Genomic DNA, 22,526 nt, shown 5'->3' with positions numbered 1-22,526 from the left:
GCGTCGCCGGGCGGGGCGTTTTGCAATCCTTAGTTTCGATCAAGCCGTTAGCAGTTGAATCAATATAAGTGGAGACTTTTTTCGTGAAAAAACAAAAACGCTCACTCGCGCTATCGATTTTGTTGTTCAGCGGTTTCATGGCCGCCGCAGTTATCGCGCATGCCGATGAAACCGATACTCAGCCGCCTTCGCGTCACACCGAAGCGCCGCCGGATTCGCCGCCCGACACCGGGGCGGATGCGCCTGTGAGCAGCCAGGCAAAAGCGAAAGGCTTCATCGAGGATTCGCACTTCAACGTGCTGATGCGTTCCTTCACCGAGCATGACGAATTCAAGGGCGCGGGCAAAAAGGACGCGTGGGTTCTGGGCGCGCAAGCGGTGTTCGAATCGGGCTATACGAAAGGGCTGATCGGGCTGGGCGGCGACGTCTCGCTCTTCGGCGCGTTCAAGCTGAACGGCGGCATGGGGGCGGGCAATCGCGTTCACGTCGGCACGGACGGCGGCGGGTCGAATCAACTGGCGTGGGCCTATCCGGGCGTGTGGGATGTGAAGGCGCGCGTGTCGAACACCGTGCTCAAATACGGTCAGCAACTGTTCGACAATCCGTTCCTCGTGCCGCACGACAACCGCGCATTGCCGCCGACTTATCGCGGCTTCTCGCTGGCAAGCGACGAGATCAAGAACCTCACGCTGAAGGCGGGCACGGTGGACGGCGTGCTCGCGCGCGGCATGACGACTGTTACCGGTCTCACGACGGAATACGGCGGCACGCATATCTCGCGATTCACGTACTTCGGCGGCGACTGGACGCACGGCGACGATACCGCGGTCTCGCTCTATGGCAGCGTTGCGAACGACGTGTGGCAGCAGTACTACCTGACGGCGACGCAGAGCATCGGCGATCCGAAAAGTGTTCGCTGGACGGGCTCGTTGAACTACTACTACACGGGCGCGATCGGCGACAAGCGGCAAGGCTCGATCAACAACAACGCGTATTCGCTGGCGCTTGCCGGCACGCACGGCGCGCATACGGTGCAGGTCGCCTTCCAGCAGATCGTGAGCGATCAGACCTTCGACTATATCGGTCAGTCGGCGGGCGATTATCTGTCGAACTCGCTCGATGTGGACTACAACCAGCCGCACGAAAAGTCGCTGAGTCTGTCGTACTCGCTCAACATGAAGGAGTACGGCGTACCGGGTCTCAAGTTCACGATGTGGGGCGCGTATGGCTGGGATGCCGATGGCAGTGCGATGGCCAACGGCGGCACGGCGCAGGCAGCCAACTATCTCGTCAACGGTCAGCCGATCCACGGTACGCACTACGAAATCGGCGTGATTCCGAGCTACACGATCCCGGACGGCAAGTTCAAGAACACGTCGGTCAAGTTCTACTACATGCACCATCACAGCAACAGCGCCTACTATCCGGACGGCACCAGCGATGTGTATCGCCTGATGGTCAACGTGCCCGTGAACGTCTTCTAAGACTGTCGAACGCATAAAACTCGAACCATACAAAAATACCCCTTTACATTACGTTTAACTTTCATTTATAAAGAGGATGCGTGCTGCGGATTGCCATGTCTCGCCACGCTCATCGCCCGGCAGGCCTGTCTCTGCCGGGCTTTTTTTCGTCTGTTCAATCTGCGTTCACTGCAGCTTTCATGCGCTTACGAAGTGCGATTTCCTAAGTGAAAACCCCGTCATTTCTTTCGCTTGACTTACTTGATATATCACATACTGTGTATATGCGACGCAGCATGCACCGCGTCGCGGGAGGCGTCGTTCGACGTCCAAGTACACAAGGCAATTTGCCAAGGAGACAGGCATGGGAATGAACCAGATGGGCCGCGATGAAAAGGCGTCGCGCCTGGCGTCGCCGTGGGTGCAGTTGGTTTTCGGTGTGATTTGCATGGCGATGATCGCGAACATGCAGTATGGCTGGACGCTCTTCGTCAATCCGATCGACGAGAAGTACCACTGGGGCCGCGCGGCCATTCAGGTGGCGTTCACGATTTTCGTCGTGACGGAGACATGGCTCGTGCCGGTGGAAGGCTATCTCGTCGACAAGTACGGGCCGCGTCCCGTCGTGGTCGGCGGCGGCCTCCTGTGCGCGATCGCGTGGGCGCTCAACTCGGTGGCGTCGTCGCTGCCGCTCCTGTACTTCGCCGCGGCTGTCGGCGGCGTCGGCGCGGGCGCGGTGTACGGCACGTGCGTCGGCAACGCGCTCAAGTGGTTCCCGGCGCGGCGCGGACTGGCCGCGGGCATCACGGCCGCCGGCTTCGGGATGGGCTCGGCTGCGACTGTCGTGCCGATCGCGCACATGATCAAGTCGAGCGGCTATGAAGCGACGTTCCTCTGGTTCGGTCTCGGGCAGGGGCTCATCGTGTTCCTGCTCGGCATGGCGCTCTATGCGCCGCCCGCGCAGATGATCGCGTCGGTGAAGAGCGCGGTGAAGGCGGCCGTCTACAACGCGAGCCCGAAACAGGTGCTGGCATCGCCGATCTTCTGGGTCATGTACCTGATGTTCGTGATGATGGCCGCAGGCGGCCTGATGGCGACGGCGCAGCTCGGCCCGATCGCGAAGGACTTCGGGCTGCACGATTCGCCCGTGTCGATACTCGGTCTGACGCTGCCCGCGCTGACCTTCGCGCTCACCATCGACCGCGTGCTCAACGGCCTGACGCGACCGTTCTTCGGCTGGGTGTCGGATCGGATCGGGCGGGAAAACACGATGTTCATGGCGTTCGCGATCGAAGCGGTGGGCATCGTCGCGCTGTCGAAGTACGGGCACGATCCGGTGGCGTTCGTCGTGCTGACCGGCATCGTGTTCTTCGCGTGGGGCGAAATCTATAGCCTCTTCCCGGCAACGTGCGGCGATACCTTCGGCCCGAAATTCGCGGCGACGAACGCGGGTCTGCTCTACACGGCGAAGGGCACGGCGGCGTTGCTTGTTCCGTTCTCGAGCGTCATCACGTCGATGACGGGAAGCTGGCACGCGGTGTTCATGCTCGCGGCGGGCATGGCCGCGATATCGGCGCTGCTCGCGCTCTTCGTGCTGAAGCCGATGCGTAACGCACATTCGCAGAAACATGCGCGCGCGGCGTCGCTGGACATGTCGTACACGACAGTGAAGGAATGATGGCGAAGCCGTAGTGTCGGCTGGACGGGCGACCCGGCGTGTCGCCCGTTTTCTAGTTATCGAGCTCGCGCTTTCCGCGGCTTGCGACTGATGTGCGGCATGTGACGCCGCGTGCGGATGCGCTTTTGTCTTGCCGCCGGCAGGTGGTCTCCTCGCTCTCTTATCCCCGTGATTCGAGCGATCCTGCGGCAGCAGGATGGGCGTTCAGCGCCGTCGCGGACTACGGCGACGCGCGAAACGAAAGCAGATGACGACGCGGATTCGACGCGCCTCGAAGCGTGGCGCAATACGCGAGGCGCGGCACGCGTGTGTCGATGCTGGCGACCCACGCCCGGAATGCCAGCGCGCACGCCGGCGACACGAGAGCGAGAAGAACCAGACTTGCGTGAGCCTTCATGCTGTCTCCAGTCGATGTCGGCTTCAGATATCGCCGACGGTTGCCCAATGAACGTAGTGTCGTCGCGAAGGGCAAGCAGGCAAACCCGGCTCGCGCGGGGAGTCCGCGATTATTCAGGAGATAGACGATGCGAGCCCCGCATGTGGAGGGGCGGCGAATCAGAAGCGGGTGCCGACGCTGCAGCCGCCGAAACCGCCGCCATTAGTAGCGAAGCCGCTGCAGCCGAAAAGGCCGCAGCCGGAAAGCGTAAGTGAAGCGGCGTTGAGCGTCGCCGCGGCGCAAAGAAAACGAAGGTGCTTCATGGTGACATCGGAACCGGAGAACGGAACGCGATTCTCGCGGAACCGCCGTATCCCGATGTCAAACAATGTCGCCGATTCAACCCGGCTTGCCGTCCGCGCGCGGCTTCCAGAGCGGCGCCGCGTAAGCCGCGACGTAGAGCGCGAACGCGAGCACCCAGCAGATGCCCGCAGCGAAGATCCACGTCGAATGCCAGGCAGGCACGCAGAGCGGCCCAAGCACGCGCAGCGCGCCCGCCGCCATCACGAGCGCATAGCACGCGACATCGCGCTTGTCCGCGACGAGCGGTCGTCCCGTATGCCCGCGCGCGGTGCGTGTGATCATCGCGATGATCGCGCCGCCGATCGCGCCGGCCGCGAACGCATGCATCGCGAGGCTATGGGGCACGCGCGTCCATCCGAGGGAGGACAGCGCGAGCAGCGCGAAGCCGAGCGGCAGCCATGCGTAGGCGAGATGCAGGATCGCGAGAATCGGCCGTCCGCGCACCGCGTACGAGCGCCAGCCGATCATCCGCGCGAGATGCACGGCGCACGCCAGCAAGGCGAGCGGCGCGACGATCGCGCCATCGAGCGCGAAGGCATCCGCGAAGAACGCGGCGAGCGTGAGCGGCGCGAGCGTCGATTCGACGATGCGCCAGCGCCGCGCGACGAAGCCGGGAATCGCGTTGGCGGTGAACATCGGGATCACGCGGCCGCCGATCACGCTGACGAGCAACACGACGATGCCCGCCGACGCATACACGGCGCGCATCGAGAGATCGGCGCGCGCGTCGAATGCAAAGCCATGAAACGCGGCGTTGAGCGCGCCGAACGCGAGCAGCACGACGGCGAGAAAATAGTTGCGTCGGTTGCCCGCCTTCACGAGCACGCGCAGCAACAGGAGCGCGGCGACTGGCAGAAACGCGCTATCGACGATCGCAGCCGGCAGCGCGGGGCCGCTCCACACGAGCACGCGCCCGGCGAGCCACAGCAGCATGAGCGCGGCGAGCGTCGCGCCTTTCGCCGTGTCGCGTCCGGTCCATGCGCGCACGGCGGTCAGCAAAAAGCCGACGATGATCGCCGCCGCGAAGCCGAACACCATTTCGTGCGCGTGCCAGCCGATCGGGTCCGCGCGCAGCAGATAGCCGCCGAAAATCGGCACGCCCGACAGCACGAGCAGCCACACCGTCAACGCGAGCGCGCCGAACGCCGCGCCGCACAGATAGAACGGCCGGAAGCCGAGATCGAGCAGCGCGACGCGCCGCCGATGATTGGGATCGCGCCTAAGCGGCGCCGCGACGAAAACGGTGTTGGGTTCTGCGATCTTCATGACGTCCTCACGATGAAACCGTCGTGCGCGCGAGCGCCAGGCACGCGAGCGAGCGCACGCACAAATAACCGATGAAAAGATTCGCGCCGACGAACATCGGCAATGCGAGCGCGTGCGCCACGGGCACGCCGGCGAGCGCGAGCTTCACGCATGCGAGCGTCCCCGACGCCACGCCGAAGCTGTACGCCCACCACGAATACGCGAACGGCTGCGCGCCGAGCCACGATTTCAGCCGCAAGCCGACGAGCAACTGAAAAATCCCGTAGCCGAGCAGCATGACGAGCCAGCGATCCGTCGAGCCAGGTTCGATGGCCAGCACGGCCGCCGCGCACACGACCGGCGGCGCGAACTGGATGCCGACGAGCGGGCGTTCTGCAACCGGCACCGGCTCGCGATGCCACAGCCTGCGAATCACGAGCGGTTCGAGCGCGAGCCACGAGAAGACGCCCGCGCCGAGCAGCAGCCACGCCCAGTCGGCGGCGCCGAGCGCGCCAAGCGCCGCCGCGCCGGTGAAGTTGCCGGCGACGGTCGGCAGATAGATCGTCGGCGCGGTATCGGCGATTTCGCGGCCGCCTTGCCACAGCCTGCCCGTATGCCACACGGCGAACGCGAGATGCCACGCGATGCCCGCGATCGTCAGAAGCCACGCGAGCGGCCGCGAATACGGCAGCACCGCCTGCGCGATCAGGAACGTCGAAATGCCGATGAGCGCGGGCGTCGCGCCGCCGACCGGATGCGCGAATTCATCGGCGACGCGCGCCGGATCGCGCAGCGCATGCGCGCCGTACGCGAGCACGAGCGCGCCCCACACGAGCGTCGCGGCGGCGAGCACCGCTTCGCCCGCGACCGCCGGCGCGTGCCACAACCGCACCGCGACGCGCCACGATTGCCCGAGCCCGGACAGGCCGAGCACGATGCTGAAGAGCGAAGCGGGGACGCGGGCACGGTTCACGATGTCATCGCCTCGATCAGTGCGGAATCGGCTGCTTGACCGGATCGTTCTCGCCGACGATCGCGAACACGAGCAGCTTCGCCGGCTTCGTCGCGCTCGCATTCTTCGACACGATGTGATGCGCGCCCGGCGGCTCGTACCACGATTGGCCGGGACCGTACGTCTTCGCAGCCGAGCCTTCGAGCTGCGAGGTCACATGGCCTTCGAGCACGTAAGCGAAGATCGACCCCGGATGCATATGCGCTTCCGACGCCTGTCCTGGCTTGTAGGAGACGGTCGCCATCAGCACGTTCTTGCCGGCCGCTTCGGGAATGGCCTGCTTCATCACCGGCGCGACGACTTCCGCGCCCGTCGTGTCGTGCGCGCCGGCATGCGCCGCGCCGATCATCAGCGCGGCCGCCAGAACCATAGACTTGCGTATGCTCATGTCGATGTCCTCACGCAGGGGTCTTGCGGAACGCGATAGCGAAGCGGTTCCAGCTGTTGATCGCGGAAATGAGCAGCGTCAGGTCGACGATTTCCTCGTCGCTGAAGTGCGGCTTCACGGCTTCCCACACGCTGTCGGGCACGTGGTCGTGCGACACCAGCGTGAGCGCCTCGGTCCAGGCGAGCGCCGCGCGTTCGCGATCGGTGAAGAACGGCGTCTCGCGCCACACGACCACCGTCGCGAGACGCCGGTCCGTTTCGCCGCCCTTGCGCGCATCGGTCGTGTGCATGTCGACGCAGAACGCACAGCCGTTGATCTGCGATGCGCGCAGGCGCACCAGTTCGGTCAGCGATTTTTCGAGCGCCGACTTGGCGATACGCTCTTCGACGCCGACGAGCGCCTTGATCGCGGCGGGATTGGCTTTGTAGAAATCGAGACGGGGTTGCATGGAAGTATCCTCTTTGCTTGGGTTCGGGAAGTGCGCCAGAGCGGCGCGGCAAGAGAAGATTAGGCGTCTGAGTGGCTTTTTTAAATGACCGGTTTTCGAAAATTTCAGGTGACCACTCAGCGTCGCGTTTCGCCGATTCGAGGCGCGCAAAAAAACCGCGGACGATCACGCCGCGGTTCGAAAGGCGCAGCCTCACGCGCGCAATCAGTCGAGCGCCGCGGCGGGGCCGAAGAACTCGTAGCGGCTCTGCGCCTCGGGCACGCCGAGCGTCTTCAGATGCTTCTTCACCGCCTTCATGAACGCCTTCGGGCCGAGAAAATACGCGTCGACATCGCGGTTTTTCGGCAGCCACGTGTCGAGCAGCTTTTCATCGACGAAACCGATGCCGTGCGCTTCATGATCGCCGTCGCGCTTGTGCTCGTAGCAGTAGAAGCGCTTGAGCTGCGGATGACGCGCCGCCAGTTCTTCGATGGCCGCACGGAACGCATGCACGCCGCCGTGCCGCGCCGAGTGGATGAAGTGCACCGGGCGCTTCGTTTCGAGCGCCGCTTGCAGCATCGCGAGCGTCGGCGTGATGCCGACACCGCCGCTGATCAGCACGAGCGGCTTCTCGCCCTGTGCGAGCTTGAAGTCGCCGGCGGGCGGATAGAGATCGAGCACGTCGTTCTGCCGAACGTTTTCGTGCAGAAAGTTCGACACTTTGCCGTTCGGTTCGCGCTTCACGCTGATGCGATATTCGCGGCCGTTCGGCGCGGCCGAGAGCGAATAGTTGCGGCGCAGTTCGTCGCCGTCGACCAGCACGCGCAGGCCGATGTACTGACCCGGATGGAAGTCGAGCAGCGCGCCGCCGTCTTCGGGCACGAGATAGAACGACGTGATTTCGTCGCTTTCCTGTTCCTTGCGGGCGACGACGAAACGTCGCGTGCCGCGCCATCCGCCCGGCGCGTTTTCGCGCTCGCTGTAGATGCCTTCCTCGAGCCCGATCAGCAGATCGGCGAGTTGCCCGTACGCGGCGGCCCATGCCTCGATGACGGCGTCGGTGGCGATTTCCTCGCCGAGCACTTCGCGGATCGACTTGAGCAGGCAGCTTCCGACGATCGGATAATGCTCCGGCAGGATGTTCAGCGCGACGTGCTTGTTGATGATCTGGCCGACGAGGCCGCCGAGCTTCTCCAGTTCGTCGATATGGCGCGCGTACATCAGCACGCCGTTGGCGAGCGCACGCTGCTGCGCGCCGCTTGCCTGATGCGCCTGATTGAACATCGGGCGCACTTCGGGGTATTCGGTGAGCATCTTGTTGTAGAAATGCGTGGTGAGCGCCTCGCCGCCGCTTTCCAGAAGAGGGACGGTTGCCTTGACGATGGCACGGTGTTCGGCTGACAGCATTCTTCGGTTCCTCGTTGTGATGAAAGGCGAAAGCGGGCGCTTTCGCGTCGAAATTCTTCGGCTATTTCTCATACACGAACCGTGCCAGAGTAGAATCGTAGCTAAATCAATCGCTTATTGAGATTCATGGTCGATTCGACTCTAGTCCAAAAGACTACAGAAGTAGTCGCAATGACTTCGCGAGTGTTGCTCGACGCGCTCGTTCCGCTGATCGAGGACCTGTCGAGCGAGATGCCCGAGACCGAGCGCTACCGCCGCTTGCTGCACACGCTGCGCGCGCTCTTTCCCGGCGACGCCACCGCGCTGCTGCGGCTCGACGGCGACACGCTGGTGCCGCTCGCCATCGACGGTTTGTCGAGCGATACGCTCGGCAGGCGCTTTCGCGTGAGCGAACATCCGCGATTCGCGCGCATCCTCGCGCAGGAGGCGCCGACGCGCTTCGCCGCCAGCTCCGATCTTCCCGATCCCTACGACGGCCTCGTCAAGGGCGTGAGCGGCCATCTCGAAGTGCACGACTGCCTCGGTTGCCCGCTCCTCATCGACGGGCGCGCCTGGGGCCTGCTGACGCTCGACGCGCTCGATCCGGCGCGCTTCGACAACATCGACATGGCTTCGCTGCAGGCGTTTCTCAGCCTCGCGGCGGCGACGGTGCGCGTGGCCGAGCGCATCGATACGCTCGCGAAACGAGGCGAGGCCGAGCGTCAGCGCGCGGAGGTCTACCGGCAGGCGAGCGGGCCGCGGCGGCGCGAAATGATCGGCAGCAGCGGGCCGCATAACCGCTTGCTGGAGGAAATCGCGATCGTCGCGTCGAGCGAACTGACCGTGCTCATCACCGGCGAGACCGGCGTCGGCAAGGAACTCGTCGCGAGCGAGATCCACGCGCTGTCGCCGCGCGCCGACAAGCCGCTCGTCAGCCTGAATTGCGCGGCGCTGCCGGATACGCTCGTCGAGAGCGAGTTGTTCGGGCACGTGCGCGGCGCTTTCTCGGGGGCGTCGTCGGACCGGCGCGGCAAGTTCGAGCTCGCCGACGGCGGCACGCTCTTTCTCGACGAAGTGGGCGAACTGCCGCTGCCCGTCCAGGCGAAACTTCTGCGCGTGCTGCAGAACGGGCAGTTGCAGCGCATCGGTTCGGACAACGAGCACAAGGTCGATGTGCGGCTCATCGCCGCAACCAATCGCGATCTCGCCGAGGAAGTGCGCGAAGGGCGCTTTCGGGCGGATTTCTATCATCGCCTGTCGGTGTATCCGCTCGTGGTGCCGCCGTTGCGCGAGCGCGGACGCGATGTCCTGCTGCTCGCGGGTTACTTTCTCGAAGAGAACCGCTCGCGCCTCGGCCTGCTCAGCCTGCGCCTTTCCGCCGACGCGCAGGCCGCGCTGCTCGCGTATCGCTGGCCCGGCAACGTGCGCGAACTGGAGCATCTGATCGGGCGCAGCGCGTTGAAGGCGCTGGCGGCGCATCGGGAACGTCCGCGCATCCTCACGCTCACCGCCGCCGATCTATCGCTCAATGGCGACCGCGTGATGGCCGCGGACAGCGCACCGCCGGCGCAGGCATCGCCGTTGCCCGCGCCAGGCACGGATTTCCGCGACGCGGTGACGGCCTACGAGCGCTCGCTCGTCCTCGACGCGCTGAAGCGTCACAACCAGAACTGGGCGTCGGCGGCGCGCGAGCTCGGTCTGGATCGCGCGAATCTCAATCGGCTCGCCAGGCGTCTCGGCCTCAAGTGAACGGCATCACGTATCTTGAAATGATCGCGCCGATCGTTCAAAGCCGCGATCCGAAAACCTTAGCCGATGGCACTCAAGCAATTTACTGTCTCAAAAAAATGCGTTTCATTGTTCAAACGCAAAAAACATTGAGTTGTGTCAAGCGCGTCGGCGTCGTGCATTGAGACAATCGCCAAGCTGGGAAAAACGGGCGCTCTCTTCTAAGATCAGAAAAGCCAAGCGCAACCCATCGGCACCAAGAACATCGCAGCGCCCTGAAGAACCGCGTCGGATGCATGCCTCACACGTCCGGCAACTCGAACACGGCAAATCGACAACGGGGGTTACGTGCGAAACGTGGCAAAGCTCTGCGGTTTCTTTTTATCCGCGCTTTTCGCGTTTTTCAGCTTCGGCGCGTTCGCGGCGGACGCGGCACTCGAACGCGCGCCCGATACCATGCAGGCCCGTGTGATGGGCTGTGCGGCCTGTCACGGCGCGCACGGCGAGGGCACCGACAACGACTATTTCCCGCGTCTGTCCGGCAAGCCCGCCGGATATCTGTACAACCAGCTCCTCGCGTTTCGCGACGGCCGGCGCAAGTATCCGCCGATGAACTACCTGCTCGCGTATCTGCCCGACGCGTACCTGAAGCAGATCGCCGATTACTTCGCGAGCGAGCGCCCGCCGTTCGCGCCGCCCGCGCCCGTCAGGGTCGATGCGAAGACGCTCGATCTCGGCAAGACGCTCGTCACGAAAGGCGATGCGTCGCGCAAGGTGCCCGCCTGCGTAAGCTGCCACGGCGCATCGATGACGGGCATGGAGCCCGCGATCCCCGGCCTTCTCGGCCTGCATGCCGACTACATCAGCGCGCAACTCGGCGCGTGGCGTTACGGCACGCGCTCGACCGTCGCGCCGGACTGCATGGGGCAGGTCGCGAAGCTGCTGAACGACCGCGACATCACCGCGATCGCGGCGTATCTCGCGTCGCTGCCCGCGCCGTCGGACCCGGTGCCGGTCGCTGCCGGCTCGTTCAAGATGCCGCTCGCGTGCGGCAGCGTCCATAACTAACGAGGACCCGACGTGCTCCGATTTCGACATTTCCGAGCGCTGACCGTCGCGGTCTTCCTGGCGGCGTGCGCCGCGCCGATCGAACACGCTGTGGCGCAAGGCGCGGACGCGGCCACCGTCAAGCGCGGCGAATATCTCGCGCGCGCGGGCGACTGCATCGCGTGTCATACGGTGCCCGCGGGCAAGACATTCGGCGGCGGCCGCCCGATGGACACGCCCTTCGGCACGCTCTATACGCCCAACATCTCGTCGGACAAGGAGACGGGCATCGGCAAATGGACCGCCGAAGAGTTCTACACGATGATGCACACGGGCAAGTCGCGCGACGGCTCGCTGCTCTATCCGGCGATGCCCTTCACGTCCTATACGAACGTCACGCGCGCCGATTCCGATGCGATCTACGCATTCCTGATATCCACGCCGGCGGTGCATCAGCCGAACCGTCCGCACGAGCTGCGCTTTCCGTTCAATCATCGTGAGCTTCTGCTCGGGTGGCGTTCGCTTTTCTTCAGGGAAGGCGTGTATAAGCCCGATGCGTCGCAGTCGGTCGAATGGAATCGCGGCGCCTATCTGGTGGAAGGTCTGGGACATTGCTCGATGTGCCATACGGCCATCAACGCGCTCGGCGGCAACGTGAAATCGAAGGCGTTCGAAGGCGGCCTGATCCCGATTCAGAACTGGTACGCGCCTTCGCTCACGTCGAACAAGGAAGCGGGGCTGGGCGACTGGAGCCTCGACGACATCGTCGGTCTTCTGCATGCGGGCGTATCGAATCGCGGCGCGGTCTACGGGCCGATGGCCGAAGTCGTCTACGACAGCCTGCAATATCTGACAGAGGAAGACGTGCGCGCGATGGCCGTCTATCTGAAAGCGCTGCCCGCGCGTTCCGGCGATAAATCCGCGCCGCCGAGCCAGGCGGTCGCCGAGGAAAAGACGAGCCTCTCGCCGCTCGGCAAGAAGATCTACGACGCGCAATGCGCCGAATGCCACGCCGCGCAGGGCCAGGGCAAGCCGCCCGATTTCCCGCCGCTCGCGAACAATCAGTCGATCGAGATGAACTCGGCCGTGAACCCCATCCGCATGGTGCTGAACGGCGGCTATCCGCCCGGCACCTTCAAGAACCCGAAGCCCTACGGCATGCCGCCGTTCGCGCAGTCGCTCTCGGATGTCGAGGTCGCGGCGGTGGTCACGTATATCCGCACCGCGTGGGGCAACCACGGCGCGCCGGTCACCGTGAAGGAAGTGAACGAGCTGCGTTCGGCGCCACTTTATTGAGCATCGACGACACCATGACCGAAGACCCGAATGAAATCGCGAACAAGGACGCGAAGCTCGACGAAATCGTGAAGCGCGGCCCATCGGGCGCGATTGCGCTCGCGGGCATCTCGACCGCGATCGTGATCGGCCTCTGGTTCGTCTTCTACTTCGCCGTGTTCCTGCCGCGTGGCGTGATTCAATGATTCGCAAGGTTCATTAAGGCATCGCATATGGCCATCAATCCAAGCTCGCACGATGTCGCCGAACGGGTCGAACGGCGCTGGGCGATTCTCGTTCTCGCGATCGTCGTCGTGCTGGTCGGCATGGTCGTCTACACCGGCCTGCACTGGGCGATGATGCCGCCGTCGCGCGTCGAGACGATTCGCCCCGAAACGCTGCACGTATCGGGCGAATTCATCGAAAGCAACCTCGGCACCGCGCCGGAGACGGACGGCTCGGTGACGGTGCGCATCGTCGCGCAGCAGTATTCGTTCACGCCGCAGTGCCTTGTCGTGCCCGCGGGCGTGCCGGTGACGTTCCGCGCGACGAGCTCGGATGTCGTGCATGGCTTTCTGATCACCGACACGAATATCAATTCGATGCTGGAGCCGGGCTACGTCTCGACGTTCAAGACGACTTTCGACAAGCCCGGCGAGCATCTGATGCCGTGCCACGAGTACTGCGGCACCGGGCATCAGAACATGTGGGCGCACGTGAAGGTGGTGGACCGCGCCGAATTCATGCAGATGGCCGACAAGATGCCGGCCAATTCGCGGAGAGTGTCCTGTGTTCAATAGCAAGCGCCTCGTACTCGCGCATTTCTGGCTGGCGTTCATCGCCTTCGGCGTCGCGCTCTTGCTCGGCGCGTGGCAGATGCTCGTGCGCAGTCCGCTGCATCCGTGGCTGCAGAATCCCGAGCTCTACTATCGCTCGGTGACGGAGCACGGCACCGTGATGGGCTATGCGTTCCCGACGCTCATCGCGATGGGCTTCGGCTACGCGGTCAGCGAACTTGCGCTGAAGCGCCCGCTCGTCGGGCTGCGCTGGGCGTGGCTCGGCTTCTGGCTCGTCGCGATCGGTGCGGTGACGGCGACGGTGCCCGTCGCGATGGGCCTCGCGTCGGTGCTGTACACCTTCTATCCGCCGATGATCGGCAACGTGTTCTATTACGTGGGCGTCGTGTTCGTGGTGGTCGGCTCGTGGGTGTGGGTCGCGCTGATGTCGGTGAACCTCGCGTCGTGGAAGCGCGAGAACCGCGGCAAGCCGGTGCCGCTCGCGATGTTCGCGACCGTGGCCGGCGCGTATCTGTGGGGCTGGACGGCGGTGGGCGCGGCGATCGAAGTGCTGTTCATGATCCTGCCCGTGGCCATCGGCTGGAAGTCGACTATCGACGCGGGCCTCGCGCGCGTGTTCTTCTCGTGGACGCTGCACGCGATCGTCTACTTCTGGCTGATGCCGGCGTACATCGCGTACTACACGATCATTCCGCGTGCAATCGGCGGCCGTCTCTACAGCGATTCGATGGCGCGCATCTCGTTCATCCTGTTTCTCGTCGTGTCGATGCCCATCGGCATTCACCACCTTTTCGCCGATCCGCAAGTCGGCTCGGGCTTCAAGTTCATGCACTCGGTGTTCACCGCGCTCGTCGCCGTGCCGACGCTGCTGACCGTGTTCACGATCAGCGCATCGGTGGAGATCGCGGCGCGGCTGCGCGGCGGACGCGGGCCGCTCGGCTGGATCAAGGCGCTGCCGTGGGACAACCCGATGATGCTGGCCGTCGCGTTCTCCTTCGTGATGCTCGGTTTCGGCGGCGCGGGCGGGCTCATCAACATGAGCTATCAGCTCGACTCGACGGTCCACAACACGCAGTGGGTGACGGGGCATTTTCATCTGATCTTCGGCGGGGCGATCGTCATCATGTACTTCGTGATCGCCTACGATCTGTGGCCGCATCTGACGGGCCGCGCGCTGCAGAGCGTGAAGCTGATGCGCTGGCAGTTGTGGCTGTGGTTCATCGGCATGATCGTGCTCACGTTCCCGTGGCATTTCGTCGGCATTCTGGGGATGCCGCGACGCATGGCGTTCTACGACTACAGCGATCCGGCGATCGCCGCGCAGGCGCTCTCGGTGGTCATTTCGGTGGTGGGCGGGCTGATTCTGGTCGTGTCGGCGGTGCTGTTTTTCATCGTGCTGATCAAGGCGCATCGCGCGCCGCAGACGGCGATCGAGGAATTCCGCTTCAGCCGCGCGGTGCATGAGCCGCGCACGATTCCTGTGGCGTTGAACAGTTTCGCGCTGTGGCTCGTGCTGATGATCGGGCTGACGCTCGTCAACTACGGCTATCCGATTGCGCAGTTGCTCGCGCGCTCGGACACGGCGGTGCCTGCGGTGCCGATCGGAGCGCAGCGATGAGCGACGAACGCCTCTTCACATTCCGCAACCGCTGGTTCGCCGTCAGCGTATTGGGGACGATCGCCATTGCGGTGGTGTCGGCGCTGATCGGTTTCGTATGGCTGCCCTCGGTGCATCGCGACGCGCCATTCACCGGCATCTGGAATGCGATCTGCAGCGCGGCGGGCGTGCCGCGCGACTGGTATGAGGGCGGCACGGCCGTCGAGCCGAAGGTGAAGCTCACGAGCGTCGAGGTCACGCCGCAGTTGCTCGTCAACGTGAGCGCGAATTCGGTCGGACGCGGCGCGACGCTCGCCTTGCGGTGCACGATGTGCCACGGCGAGCGCGGCATGAGCGACGCGAATTCGCCGAATCTCGCGGGGCAGTATGCGTCGGTGATTTACAAGCAGTTGATCGATTTTCAGAAGGGCGCGCGTAATAGCGCGGTGATGTCGCCGATGGCGATGAACCTGAGCGATCAGGATATGCGCGATCTCGCGGCTTACTACGCGAGCCTGCCGCGGCCGCCTGCGCAGCGCAAGGTGAGCGAGGCGCTCGCGCCGTCGATCGTCGCGCATGGGGCGCCGATGCGTAATGTCGTGCCATGTGCGGTTTGTCATGGAGGCATCGATAGCAAGGCGGGCAGCCCCTGGCTCGATGGCTTGCCGGCGGCTTATACCAAGTCGCAGTTGGTTGCGTTCGCTAACGGCACTCGGACGAATGATATCGATGGGGTGATGCGCAATGTTGCGCGCAACATGACGTCGGAGGAGATCGATGCTGCGGCGATGTATTACGCGAGGGAGTTGAATGCGAATGTGAAGTGAGGGGTTTTTGGGGGAGGTTGCTTGTGCTTCTATGGAATCCTGATTTCGTGTCGGTCTATTAACACTGCCCCTGTGCGGGGCGGCAGTCACTTTCTTTGCTGCTGCAAAGAAAGTAACCAAAGAAACAGCTATCCCCAGCCTAAGCACTTCACACCGGCCGCGGCACAGGCGATTTGCTGAATGGCCCGGCTGTAGCGAGTGCCCCCGCAAGCAGACAAAGACTTGGACCGCGCACGGTCTGAAACATCGCACCACACAACAAACTGGTTCAGCACCAAATAGCTCCGGCCCGCTACGCGGCCGATGGGTCATTCGGGTCTGCGTGCGCTCCCTCTTCGACGGTTTCCCTTGCATGCCCAACGGCAGCGCGTAGCGCTGTGCCGGAACTCTTTCGTGCTGAACCAGCGCCCGAAAACAACTAGCGCGGCAGACCGTGCGCGAGCCAAGCCCGATTGGGCCTTCGAGGGCGACACTTAGGCGAGTGCCACTGCGGGCTGGCAAGCATGGCCAACGTGCGTGTGACCGCGGGCGGTGAGAAGCTGTTTCTTTGGTTACTTTCTTTGCAGCAGCAAAGAAAGTGACCCCCGCCCCGGGGAGGGGCAGTGCCAATAGACCGACAAGAAAACAGGATTCCCCGAAAAAAAATCGCCGCTAAGCAAACAGGGACTTCATTGCCCGAACGAAACGCTTTCTGTATCGTGGCCCGAAGAATGCTGAAAATTTCAGCAAAGCCAAGGAAAGCAAACCCGAAATGGACCCTCAAAGCGAAGCGATAAAAACCGACGTATTGATCATAGGCGCAGGCCCGGTAGGCCTATTCGCCGCCTTCGAGGCAGGCGTGATCGGTCTCACATGCCAGATCGTCGATACGCTCGGCCGCATCGGCGGGCAATGCATCGAGCTCTATCCCGACAAACCGATCTACGACATCCCCGCGATCCCTTCCTGCACCGCCCGCGAGCTCGTCGATCGCCTGCTGGAGCAAATTCGCCCCTTCGACGTCCCGATCCATCTCGACCAGCGCGTGCAGTCCGTCACACAGCGCGAGGACGATCATCGCTGGACGGTGACGACCGAACGCGGCATGACGTTCGACTGCGCCGCAATCCTGATCGCCGCGGGCAACGGCGCGTTCGTGCCGCAGCGGCTGCAATTGCCCGAAGCCGCGGCGCTCGAAGGCAAGGACGTGCACTACAGCGTCTCGCGCGCGGCCGATTTCGCGGACAAGTCAGTCATCGTCGCGGGCGGCGGCGATTCGGCGCTCGACTGGGCGCTCGCGTTGAAAGGCATCGCGAAGAAACTCACACTCGTGCATCGGCGCAACGGCTTCTCGGCCGCAGCGAACTCCGTCGCGACCATGAAGCGCGCAGTCGAAGCAGGCGAGATGGAGTTCGTCGTCGGCATGATCGAATCGCTCGATGCGCCCGATAACACGCTGCGCGGTGTGCGCATCAAGCAGGTGGAAGGCTCGACCGATATCGCCGTGGACAAGATCGTCGCGCTCTACGGTCTCGTGTCGGAGCTCGGGCCGATCGCCACGTGGAATCTCGATGTGCGCGGCGGACGCATCGGAGTGGATACGTCGAACTATGAATCGTCGCGGCCGGGCATTTTCGCGGTCGGCGATATCGCCAACTATCCGAACAAGCAGAAGCTCATTCTGTCGGGCTTCCATGAAGCGTCGCTCGCGTTGCGCAAGGCCTATTCGTATGCGTATCCCGAGAAAAAGCGCGTGCACGTGCATTCGAGTTACGACGCGAAGCTCGCCGAGCGCGTGAACGCCGCGCACGCAACCGACGACGCTTGATCGTGCGCATCGTCGCGTGGCTGTTGCTGGCATCGCTCGCCGGCGCGGCGATGGTCGGCTACGCGATCTATTCGAGGCGCATCGCGCTGCCCGAGCGCTACGATCCCTTCGCACCGCTCGACGTGCGCGCGCCGCAAGGTCCGCTCACGCGCTTCAGGTTATGGCGCACGATGCACGACGCGCAACTCTGCGACGCCGCGCTCGCGCGCTCCGGTCTCGTCTATCGCGAGATGGCCGATGCAACGGGGCAGGGCGGTTGTGCGCTCAAGGACGTGGTGCGCGTCACGCAGACTGACGACCTGCGTTTCAGTTCGCCGTTTCTCGCGACGTGTCCGCTCGCGCTCGGCATCGCGTATTTCGAGCATCAGTATCTTCAGCCCGCAGCGCTCGCATTCTACGGCGAGCGCGTCGCGCGCATCGAGCATGTCGGGAGCTATGCGTGCCGCAACGTGAATCATCAGCAGGACGCCGCGCTGAGCCAGCATGCGAGCGCGAACGCCATCGATCTCACGGGCTTCGTGCTGGACGACGGACGCCGCATCACGCTCGCGCGCTGGGACGATGCGGCCTCGCCCGACGGACAGTTTCTGCGCCGCGTTCACGAAGGCGCGTGCCACGCATTCGCAACCACGTTAGGCCCCGATTACAACGCGCTGCACGAGACGCACTTTCACGTCGACATGGGACCGTATCGAATCTGCCGCTGAATCACGCGTGACGATGCGCCGGATCGCGGCACGTCGCGTGATCGTGAGGCTGATCGTTCCATGCCGAACCCAAGATGATGCTGCAGAAATTCAGCCGCCTGTAGTTCGGGTCCTTCAACGCGAGCACATCGGCCTTGACGTTGCCGAAGGTCGATTCGGGCTTGCCGATCGTGCCTTTCGCGAATGCATCGATGATGCCTTCCTTGAAGTTCGTCTCGCGCGGATGCGCTGCAACCACGAGACGCCGCTGATCCGCGCTGAATTCATCGTAGGCGAGACCGAGCACATCCATCTCGACGCCCGCCGTGACGAGCGCGACCACCGGCTTCTTGTACTGCGGAATGCCGGGCGTCGTATGCAGCGCGATCGCGTCCCACACCTGCTCGATCTCGTATTCGCCGATGCCATGCTGACGCAGAAAATCGCGCGCGGCGTTCGCGCCATCGACTTCGAAGCGATCGTGCGCGCTGCTGTACGCTTCGGTCAGACCCATGTCATGGAACATCGCGCCGATATAGAGCAGTTCGGGATCGTATTTCAGTTGCTTGCGTTCGCCCGCGAGCGCGCCGAACAGGAACACGCGGCGCGAATGGTTGTAGAGCAGATCGGGTTCGGTATCGCGCACGAGTTGCGTGGCTTCGCGCGCCATCTGGCTGTCGGGAATCCTGATGCCTGCGATGATTTCGCTCATGAGTATGGCTCCGTGATAAGGGTCGATCGAAGACGCGAATGCCTGTGCGTTGCTAAAATCGCGCAGCGCGTCGGATGCCTTTAGTCTCGTCAAAACGCCTTCACGTCTCAATCGAAACGACGCGTCGAAGCCTGCCAGGCGCACGCCGTCTTCTGCCATGCGCGCTCATCACGGACCTTCCATTCGATGCGTACAGTTGCGATCGCAATCTTCCAGGGCGTGCAGGCGCTCGATGTGGCCGGTCCCGTCGATGTATTCGCGGAAGCGAACGGCTTCATTGCGCCGTCGAGCGCGTATGAGATCACGCTGGTCGGTCCGGAAGAGCGCATCGTGCGCGCATCGAACGGCACGCGGCTCGTCGCGGATCTGTCTTTCGATGAAGCGGATCGACGCTACGGCACCGCGCTCGTCGCGGGCGGCCCGGCGCTTCCCGTCGATGATCCCGATCCCCGTCTGACCGCCTGGCTCGCCGATGTCGCTTCGCACTGCGAGCGCTACGGCTCGATCTGCACGGGCGCTTTTGCGCTCGGACACGCGGGCCTGCTCGATGACCGCGATGTGACCACGCACTGGCAGAACGCGCCGCGCCTCGCGGAGCGTTTTCCGCGCGCACGCGTCGAGCTGGATTGCATCTACATGCGCGACGGCAGGCTCGTCACGTCGGCGGGCGTGACGGCGGGCATCGATGTCGCGCTCGCGCTCGTCGCCGAAGATCACGGCGCGCAGGTCGCGCTAGCGGTCGCTAAGCGCCTCGTCGTGTTCGCGCAGCGGCGCGGCGGCCAGTCGCAGTTCAGCCCGTATCTGAGCGCGCCCGCCGACGAAACATCGCCGGTCGCGAAAGTGCAGGCGTATGTGATGGAGCATATCGGCGAGCGGCTGTCGGTCGCGCAACTGGCGAACGTCGCCGGCATGAGCGAGCGCAACTTCGCGCGCGCCTTCGTGCAGCTCGCGCAGATGACGCCGCATGAGTTCGTCGAACGCGCGCGCGTCGACGCGGCCCGCAATGTGCTCGAAAGTAGCGAGACGCCGCTGAAAACCGTCGCCTACGATTGCGGCTTCGGCACGGCGGATCGCATGCGGCTCGTGTTCACGCGACGGCTCGGCGTGTCGCCGAACGACTATCGGCTGAGTTTTCGCACACGCTTCACGAAGTGACTCGCACGATCGCGCGCCGACGTGTCACGCCGAGTTCGTTAAAATTCGTGATGAACGCGGCACGTGCGGCAGTGCGTGCGCGCCGCAGAATCCACCCTCGACATATCGGAACAGCGAATGACGAATCATGAGACCGCCATGCAAGATCCCTACGAACGACGCGCTTTGCTGCTGCACCTCGGCGACGTGCTTGAGTCGGTGTTTTGCCTGAGCCAATGCGCCGACGAATACGCGAGCATCGGCGAAGCGGTGAAGGGCAACGACGCGCTTGCAGGCTTTACGCTGCTCGGCTTCATCGACCCGAAGACGGCGCCGCGCGATTTCATCCGCCGCGCATCGGGCGCGTTCTTCGTGTGGCCGAAAGCGCTGCTGGACGAAACGCTCAATCGCGCGCTGCTCGCCAACACTGTGAAGCACGATCTCTTCGCGGACAACGCGAAGGGCTGGGATGCGTACGTGGAAGAGCGTCGCAAGGAAGTGCCATGGTTCGGCGAAGCGTTGCCGGAGACGGCGGAAAGCGCGGAGCCTGCGCATGCGGCGAAGGCGCAGGCTCCCGCGCCGCAGAAACAAAAGGGCAAGGCCAAGTCCGAGAAGCCATCGCGCTATTCGACGTGGCCGTGGCCCGACAAACCCACCGACGCGTAACCTTATTGCTTCTTGCCCATGCCGCTTGCGCCCGCATCGAAGCCGATCCCGTTCGGCCGGTCGGGCGCGGCGCCTTTGCCCGATGACGTCTTGCCCGGACGCGTCTTCAGCGCATCGCTCGCGTTTGCGGCCGCAGTCGCAGGTGGCGTGACGTTTTTCTCCTGATACGCGGGCGTGCTGTCGTATTCGAGCTTGTTCGGTTTTTGCGGCGCTTGCTGAGCGCTCGCCACAACGGCCAGCGTGCCGCCGAGCAGAATCCCCGTCATGCGCCCAAGTGTGCCGAGTGTGGGTCTCATCTGCTGCCTCCCTTTGTAGCTTGTACTTTCCCTTCTTCTAGCAAAGTGCGGACCCGCCGGTTGCGGCGTTCGATCGCACGGTTGTCCTTGCTCAAGCCTTGTCGCCGTTGGCTGCGCGCGTGTGCTCACGCCTTGAGCGCCGTCAATGGCGTGTGCGCGCCCGCCCGCGAGAATCCCCGTCTTTAACGTGGGAAAGCTAGAAATGAAGACAGTCTTCGGGGCAATGGTGATGGCATGCGCGTCCTTGTTTGGGGGCGTGGCGCACGCGGCGGACGATGCATCGTCGAGTGATTCGATGAGCGGCATCCACGCCGGCGATGTGCTGGTGCGTCTGCGCGCAATCAGCATCCAGCCGGATGTGCACGCGGGCGGCGCACTCGGCACGCTCGGTGTCGATGTGAACAACGCGATCGTGCCCGAACTCGACTTCACCTACATGATCCGCGACGAGATCGGCGTCGAACTGATTCTTGCCACGTCGCGGCATCAGGTGACGTCGAATATCGGCGGGCTTGGCGGCGTGAACGTGCTGCCGCCGACGCTGCTCCTGCAATACCACTTCAATCACGCGGGCCGTGTGCGTCCGTATGTCGGCGCGGGGGTGAACTACACGGTTTTCTATAACGACAAGCTGAAGGCGGGCGACACGCCGGTGTCGATCAGACACAGCAGCTTCGGCCCGGCGCTGCAGGCGGGCGTCGATGTGCAGGTCGCGAAGAATCTCTTCGTCAACGCGGACCTGAAGAAGATCTGGATGCGCACGAGCGCGTCGGCGGACGGCGCGGATCTCGGCTCGCTCAAGATCGATCCGTGGGTCGTCGGTATCGGCGTCGGCATGAAGTTCTGACGCGCGCGTTGTCCCGGCGAGTGTGCGCCGCCCCGCGTTCCGTCTGGAAATTGGCGGAAGATACCGGTGCTTCTGGCGTGGACGGTTTCGCGGTCGCGGTATCCTTTGCAGCAGGCCCGGCGCAGACTCGCGCCGCTCGCGCATGCGCGAACGGTGCGTGAGCTGCAACGACTAATAAAACCGCATCGGGGAACTGCAAGCCAATGAGACCTTCCACTTACGCGGGAATCGCTCTGCTCGCGGCGTGTGGCGCCGCTGCCGCGCAACAGCCGCTCGCCCTGCCCGGACGCAGCCAGAGCGCGTGGCAGCAATCGGTCGATAACGCCGCCTGCTACGGTTATGCCAATCAGACGACCAAGGTGAACGTCGCGCGCGAGCCACAGACGCCGCCACGCGACGCCCAGCGTGAAACGCGCGTGCTGACGCCGCCGCGTCCGCTCGAACCGCCTTTGCCGGCGGGCGCGTCGGGTGCGCTCGCGGCTTCCGCTGCCGCGCCGGCATCGGGCGCTTCGGCGGCGATCGCGGCATCGAGCTTGCCGCCGGGGAGAGTCTCGGGTGCGTCCGGATTGCCCGGCGCGTCCGGTCCGATGCCCGGCATGCCTGCGGTGCCGGCATCGATGGCGGCTGGCGCGTCCGGCGCATCGGATGCGATCTACGGCGGCGACATGAAGATGCCGCCGCTGCCGCCGCCCGAACCGCCGATGACGCGCTACTGGCGAGCCTACAGCGAGTGCATGCAGAATCGCGGCTACTTCACGCGATGAACCCT

The 22,526-nt window shown here is 64.1% G+C and carries 25 protein-coding genes; 16 read left to right on the top strand and 9 right to left on the bottom strand.

Annotated elements, in window-relative coordinates; genetic code table 11:
• Positions 1-83: 83 nt before the first annotated feature.
• Entirely contained in the window at positions 84-1,484 is a 1,401-nt protein-coding gene (locus QCE73_RS30305) for an OprD family outer membrane porin (protein ID WP_309884817.1), read from the top strand.
• Between the two features lie 343 nt (positions 1,485-1,827).
• Positions 1,828-3,141, top strand: a complete 1,314-nt coding sequence (gene oxlT / locus QCE73_RS30300) for an oxalate/formate MFS antiporter (RefSeq protein ID WP_238291339.1) — start codon at positions 1,828-1,830, stop codon at positions 3,139-3,141.
• A gap of 220 nt (positions 3,142-3,361) precedes the next feature.
• Here the strand turns inward: oxlT and QCE73_RS30295 are convergent, their stop codons facing one another.
• The 7 genes from QCE73_RS30295 to hmpA all read right to left on the bottom strand — a co-directional run bounded on the left by QCE73_RS30295 (position 3,362) and on the right by hmpA (position 8,359).
• Positions 3,362-3,538, bottom strand: a complete 177-nt coding sequence (locus QCE73_RS30295; protein WP_309884816.1) for a hypothetical protein — start codon at positions 3,536-3,538, stop codon at positions 3,362-3,364.
• 158 nt (positions 3,539-3,696) lie between these two features.
• Positions 3,697-3,906, bottom strand: coding sequence for a hypothetical protein (locus tag QCE73_RS30290; RefSeq protein WP_309885314.1), 210 nt, complete (start codon positions 3,904-3,906; stop codon positions 3,697-3,699).
• Between the two features lie 10 nt (positions 3,907-3,916).
• Positions 3,917-5,146, bottom strand: coding sequence for an NnrS family protein (locus QCE73_RS30285; protein ID WP_309884815.1), 1,230 nt, complete (start codon positions 5,144-5,146; stop codon positions 3,917-3,919).
• 7 nt (positions 5,147-5,153) lie between these two features.
• Entirely contained in the window at positions 5,154-6,098 is a 945-nt protein-coding gene (gene tehA, locus QCE73_RS30280; RefSeq protein WP_309884814.1) for a dicarboxylate transporter/tellurite-resistance protein TehA, read from the bottom strand.
• Between the two features lie 16 nt (positions 6,099-6,114).
• Positions 6,115-6,525, bottom strand: coding sequence for a cupin domain-containing protein (locus tag QCE73_RS30275; RefSeq protein WP_309884813.1), 411 nt, complete (start codon positions 6,523-6,525; stop codon positions 6,115-6,117).
• Positions 6,526-6,535: 10 nt separating this feature from the next.
• Positions 6,536-6,973, bottom strand: a complete 438-nt coding sequence (locus tag QCE73_RS30270; RefSeq protein ID WP_035503614.1) for a carboxymuconolactone decarboxylase family protein — start codon at positions 6,971-6,973, stop codon at positions 6,536-6,538.
• Between the two features lie 204 nt (positions 6,974-7,177).
• Positions 7,178-8,359 (bottom strand): NO-inducible flavohemoprotein, encoded by a 1,182-nt coding sequence (gene hmpA, locus QCE73_RS30265; protein WP_035503613.1) that lies wholly within the window; start codon positions 8,357-8,359, stop codon positions 7,178-7,180.
• Between the two features lie 126 nt (positions 8,360-8,485).
• Between hmpA and norR the strand changes: the two genes are divergently transcribed.
• The 10 genes from norR (at position 8,486) to QCE73_RS30215 (ending at position 18,123) form a co-directional block, all read left to right on the top strand.
• Positions 8,486-10,087, top strand: a complete 1,602-nt coding sequence (gene norR, locus QCE73_RS30260) for a nitric oxide reductase transcriptional regulator NorR (RefSeq protein ID WP_309884812.1) — start codon at positions 8,486-8,488, stop codon at positions 10,085-10,087.
• A complete protein-coding gene (locus QCE73_RS30255; RefSeq protein ID WP_309884811.1) occupies positions 10,084-10,251 on the top strand; it encodes a hypothetical protein in 168 nt (55 codons plus the stop codon). Before norR ends, QCE73_RS30255 begins: the two co-directional genes overlap by 4 nt.
• A gap of 271 nt (positions 10,252-10,522) precedes the next feature.
• Positions 10,523-11,134 (top strand): c-type cytochrome, encoded by a 612-nt coding sequence (locus QCE73_RS30250; RefSeq protein WP_051626938.1) that lies wholly within the window; start codon positions 10,523-10,525, stop codon positions 11,132-11,134.
• A 12-nt stretch (positions 11,135-11,146) separates the two neighbouring features.
• Positions 11,147-12,409 carry a cytochrome c gene (locus QCE73_RS30245; RefSeq protein ID WP_035503610.1) on the top strand — a complete coding sequence of 421 codons (1,263 nt, stop codon included), beginning with the start codon at positions 11,147-11,149 and terminating at the stop codon, positions 12,407-12,409.
• Between the two features lie 14 nt (positions 12,410-12,423).
• Positions 12,424-12,594, top strand: a complete 171-nt coding sequence (locus QCE73_RS30240) for a hypothetical protein (protein WP_309884810.1) — start codon at positions 12,424-12,426, stop codon at positions 12,592-12,594.
• 27 nt (positions 12,595-12,621) lie between these two features.
• Positions 12,622-13,188 (top strand): cupredoxin domain-containing protein, encoded by a 567-nt coding sequence (locus tag QCE73_RS30235; RefSeq protein WP_035503609.1) that lies wholly within the window; start codon positions 12,622-12,624, stop codon positions 13,186-13,188.
• Complete coding sequence (locus QCE73_RS30230; RefSeq protein WP_035503608.1) at positions 13,178-14,803, top strand: b(o/a)3-type cytochrome-c oxidase subunit 1; 1,626 nt, start codon at positions 13,178-13,180, stop codon at positions 14,801-14,803. Before QCE73_RS30235 ends, QCE73_RS30230 begins: the two co-directional genes overlap by 11 nt.
• Positions 14,800-15,609, top strand: coding sequence for a c-type cytochrome (locus tag QCE73_RS30225; protein WP_309884809.1), 810 nt, complete (start codon positions 14,800-14,802; stop codon positions 15,607-15,609). The genes QCE73_RS30230 and QCE73_RS30225 overlap by 4 nt, the downstream gene beginning before the upstream one ends.
• Positions 15,610-16,360: 751 nt before the next feature.
• Entirely contained in the window at positions 16,361-17,416 is a 1,056-nt protein-coding gene (locus QCE73_RS30220) for an NAD(P)/FAD-dependent oxidoreductase (protein ID WP_309884808.1), read from the top strand.
• A 2-nt stretch (positions 17,417-17,418) separates the two neighbouring features.
• Complete coding sequence (locus tag QCE73_RS30215; RefSeq protein WP_309885281.1) at positions 17,419-18,123, top strand: extensin family protein; 705 nt, start codon at positions 17,419-17,421, stop codon at positions 18,121-18,123.
• A gap of 1 nt (position 18,124) precedes the next feature.
• On the opposite strand, the gene QCE73_RS30210 is transcribed toward QCE73_RS30215, so the two are convergent.
• Positions 18,125-18,814: an HD domain-containing protein gene (locus tag QCE73_RS30210; RefSeq protein WP_187606222.1), complete on the bottom strand. Its 690-nt coding sequence runs from the start codon at positions 18,812-18,814 to the stop codon at positions 18,125-18,127.
• A 186-nt stretch (positions 18,815-19,000) separates the two neighbouring features.
• On the opposite strand from QCE73_RS30210, the gene QCE73_RS30205 reads away from it, so the two are divergent.
• Entirely contained in the window at positions 19,001-19,969 is a 969-nt protein-coding gene (locus QCE73_RS30205; RefSeq protein ID WP_309884807.1) for a DJ-1/PfpI family protein, read from the top strand.
• A 138-nt stretch (positions 19,970-20,107) separates the two neighbouring features.
• Entirely contained in the window at positions 20,108-20,614 is a 507-nt protein-coding gene (locus tag QCE73_RS30200) for a hypothetical protein (RefSeq protein ID WP_309884806.1), read from the top strand.
• A gap of 2 nt (positions 20,615-20,616) precedes the next feature.
• Here QCE73_RS30200 and QCE73_RS30195 read toward each other — a convergent pair whose 3' ends face one another.
• Positions 20,617-20,910, bottom strand: coding sequence for a hypothetical protein (locus QCE73_RS30195; RefSeq protein ID WP_309884805.1), 294 nt, complete (start codon positions 20,908-20,910; stop codon positions 20,617-20,619).
• A 229-nt stretch (positions 20,911-21,139) separates the two neighbouring features.
• Here QCE73_RS30195 and QCE73_RS30190 point away from each other — a divergent pair, with 229 nt between their 5' ends.
• The gene (locus tag QCE73_RS30190; protein ID WP_309885280.1) at positions 21,140-21,757 is read left to right on the top strand and encodes an OmpW family outer membrane protein; all 618 of its coding nucleotides are present in this window, start codon (positions 21,140-21,142) and stop codon (positions 21,755-21,757) included.
• A 203-nt stretch (positions 21,758-21,960) separates the two neighbouring features.
• Complete coding sequence (locus QCE73_RS30185) at positions 21,961-22,521, top strand: hypothetical protein (RefSeq protein ID WP_035503603.1); 561 nt, start codon at positions 21,961-21,963, stop codon at positions 22,519-22,521.
• Positions 22,522-22,526: the final 5 nt, after the last annotated feature.

Source organism: Caballeronia sp. LZ029, from assembly GCF_031451275.1.
GTDB classification, from domain to species: Bacteria; Pseudomonadota; Gammaproteobacteria; order Burkholderiales; family Burkholderiaceae; genus Caballeronia; species Caballeronia jiangsuensis.
This window is presented reverse-complemented; position numbering and strand designations above follow the sequence as displayed.

Excerpts from the sequence above, each read along its gene's own strand:
- oxlT (WP_238291339.1), top strand. The coding sequence starts at position 1,828 with ATGGGAATGAACCAGATGGGCCGCGATGAAAAGGCGTCGCGCCTGGCG.
- QCE73_RS30295 (WP_309884816.1), bottom strand. The coding sequence starts at position 3,538 with ATGAAGGCTCACGCAAGTCTGGTTCTTCTCGCTCTCGTGTCGCCGGCG.
- QCE73_RS30285 (WP_309884815.1), bottom strand. The coding sequence starts at position 5,146 with ATGAAGATCGCAGAACCCAACACCGTTTTCGTCGCGGCGCCGCTTAGG.
- QCE73_RS30275 (WP_309884813.1), bottom strand. The coding sequence starts at position 6,525 with ATGAGCATACGCAAGTCTATGGTTCTGGCGGCCGCGCTGATGATCGGC.
- QCE73_RS30270 (WP_035503614.1), bottom strand. The coding sequence starts at position 6,973 with ATGCAACCCCGTCTCGATTTCTACAAAGCCAATCCCGCCGCGATCAAG.
- hmpA (WP_035503613.1), bottom strand. The coding sequence starts at position 8,359 with ATGCTGTCAGCCGAACACCGTGCCATCGTCAAGGCAACCGTCCCTCTT.
- norR (WP_309884812.1), top strand. The coding sequence starts at position 8,486 with ATGGTCGATTCGACTCTAGTCCAAAAGACTACAGAAGTAGTCGCAATG.
- QCE73_RS30250 (WP_051626938.1), top strand. The coding sequence starts at position 10,523 with ATGCAGGCCCGTGTGATGGGCTGTGCGGCCTGTCACGGCGCGCACGGC.
- QCE73_RS30240 (WP_309884810.1), top strand. The coding sequence starts at position 12,424 with ATGACCGAAGACCCGAATGAAATCGCGAACAAGGACGCGAAGCTCGAC.
- QCE73_RS30235 (WP_035503609.1), top strand. The coding sequence starts at position 12,622 with ATGGCCATCAATCCAAGCTCGCACGATGTCGCCGAACGGGTCGAACGG.
- QCE73_RS30225 (WP_309884809.1), top strand. The coding sequence starts at position 14,800 with ATGAGCGACGAACGCCTCTTCACATTCCGCAACCGCTGGTTCGCCGTC.
- QCE73_RS30220 (WP_309884808.1), top strand. The coding sequence starts at position 16,361 with ATGGACCCTCAAAGCGAAGCGATAAAAACCGACGTATTGATCATAGGC.
- QCE73_RS30210 (WP_187606222.1), bottom strand. The coding sequence starts at position 18,814 with ATGAGCGAAATCATCGCAGGCATCAGGATTCCCGACAGCCAGATGGCG.
- QCE73_RS30205 (WP_309884807.1), top strand. The coding sequence starts at position 19,001 with ATGCGTACAGTTGCGATCGCAATCTTCCAGGGCGTGCAGGCGCTCGAT.
- QCE73_RS30200 (WP_309884806.1), top strand. The coding sequence starts at position 20,108 with ATGCAAGATCCCTACGAACGACGCGCTTTGCTGCTGCACCTCGGCGAC.
- QCE73_RS30195 (WP_309884805.1), bottom strand. The coding sequence starts at position 20,910 with ATGAGACCCACACTCGGCACACTTGGGCGCATGACGGGGATTCTGCTC.
- QCE73_RS30190 (WP_309885280.1), top strand. The coding sequence starts at position 21,140 with ATGGCATGCGCGTCCTTGTTTGGGGGCGTGGCGCACGCGGCGGACGAT.
- QCE73_RS30185 (WP_035503603.1), top strand. The coding sequence starts at position 21,961 with ATGAGACCTTCCACTTACGCGGGAATCGCTCTGCTCGCGGCGTGTGGC.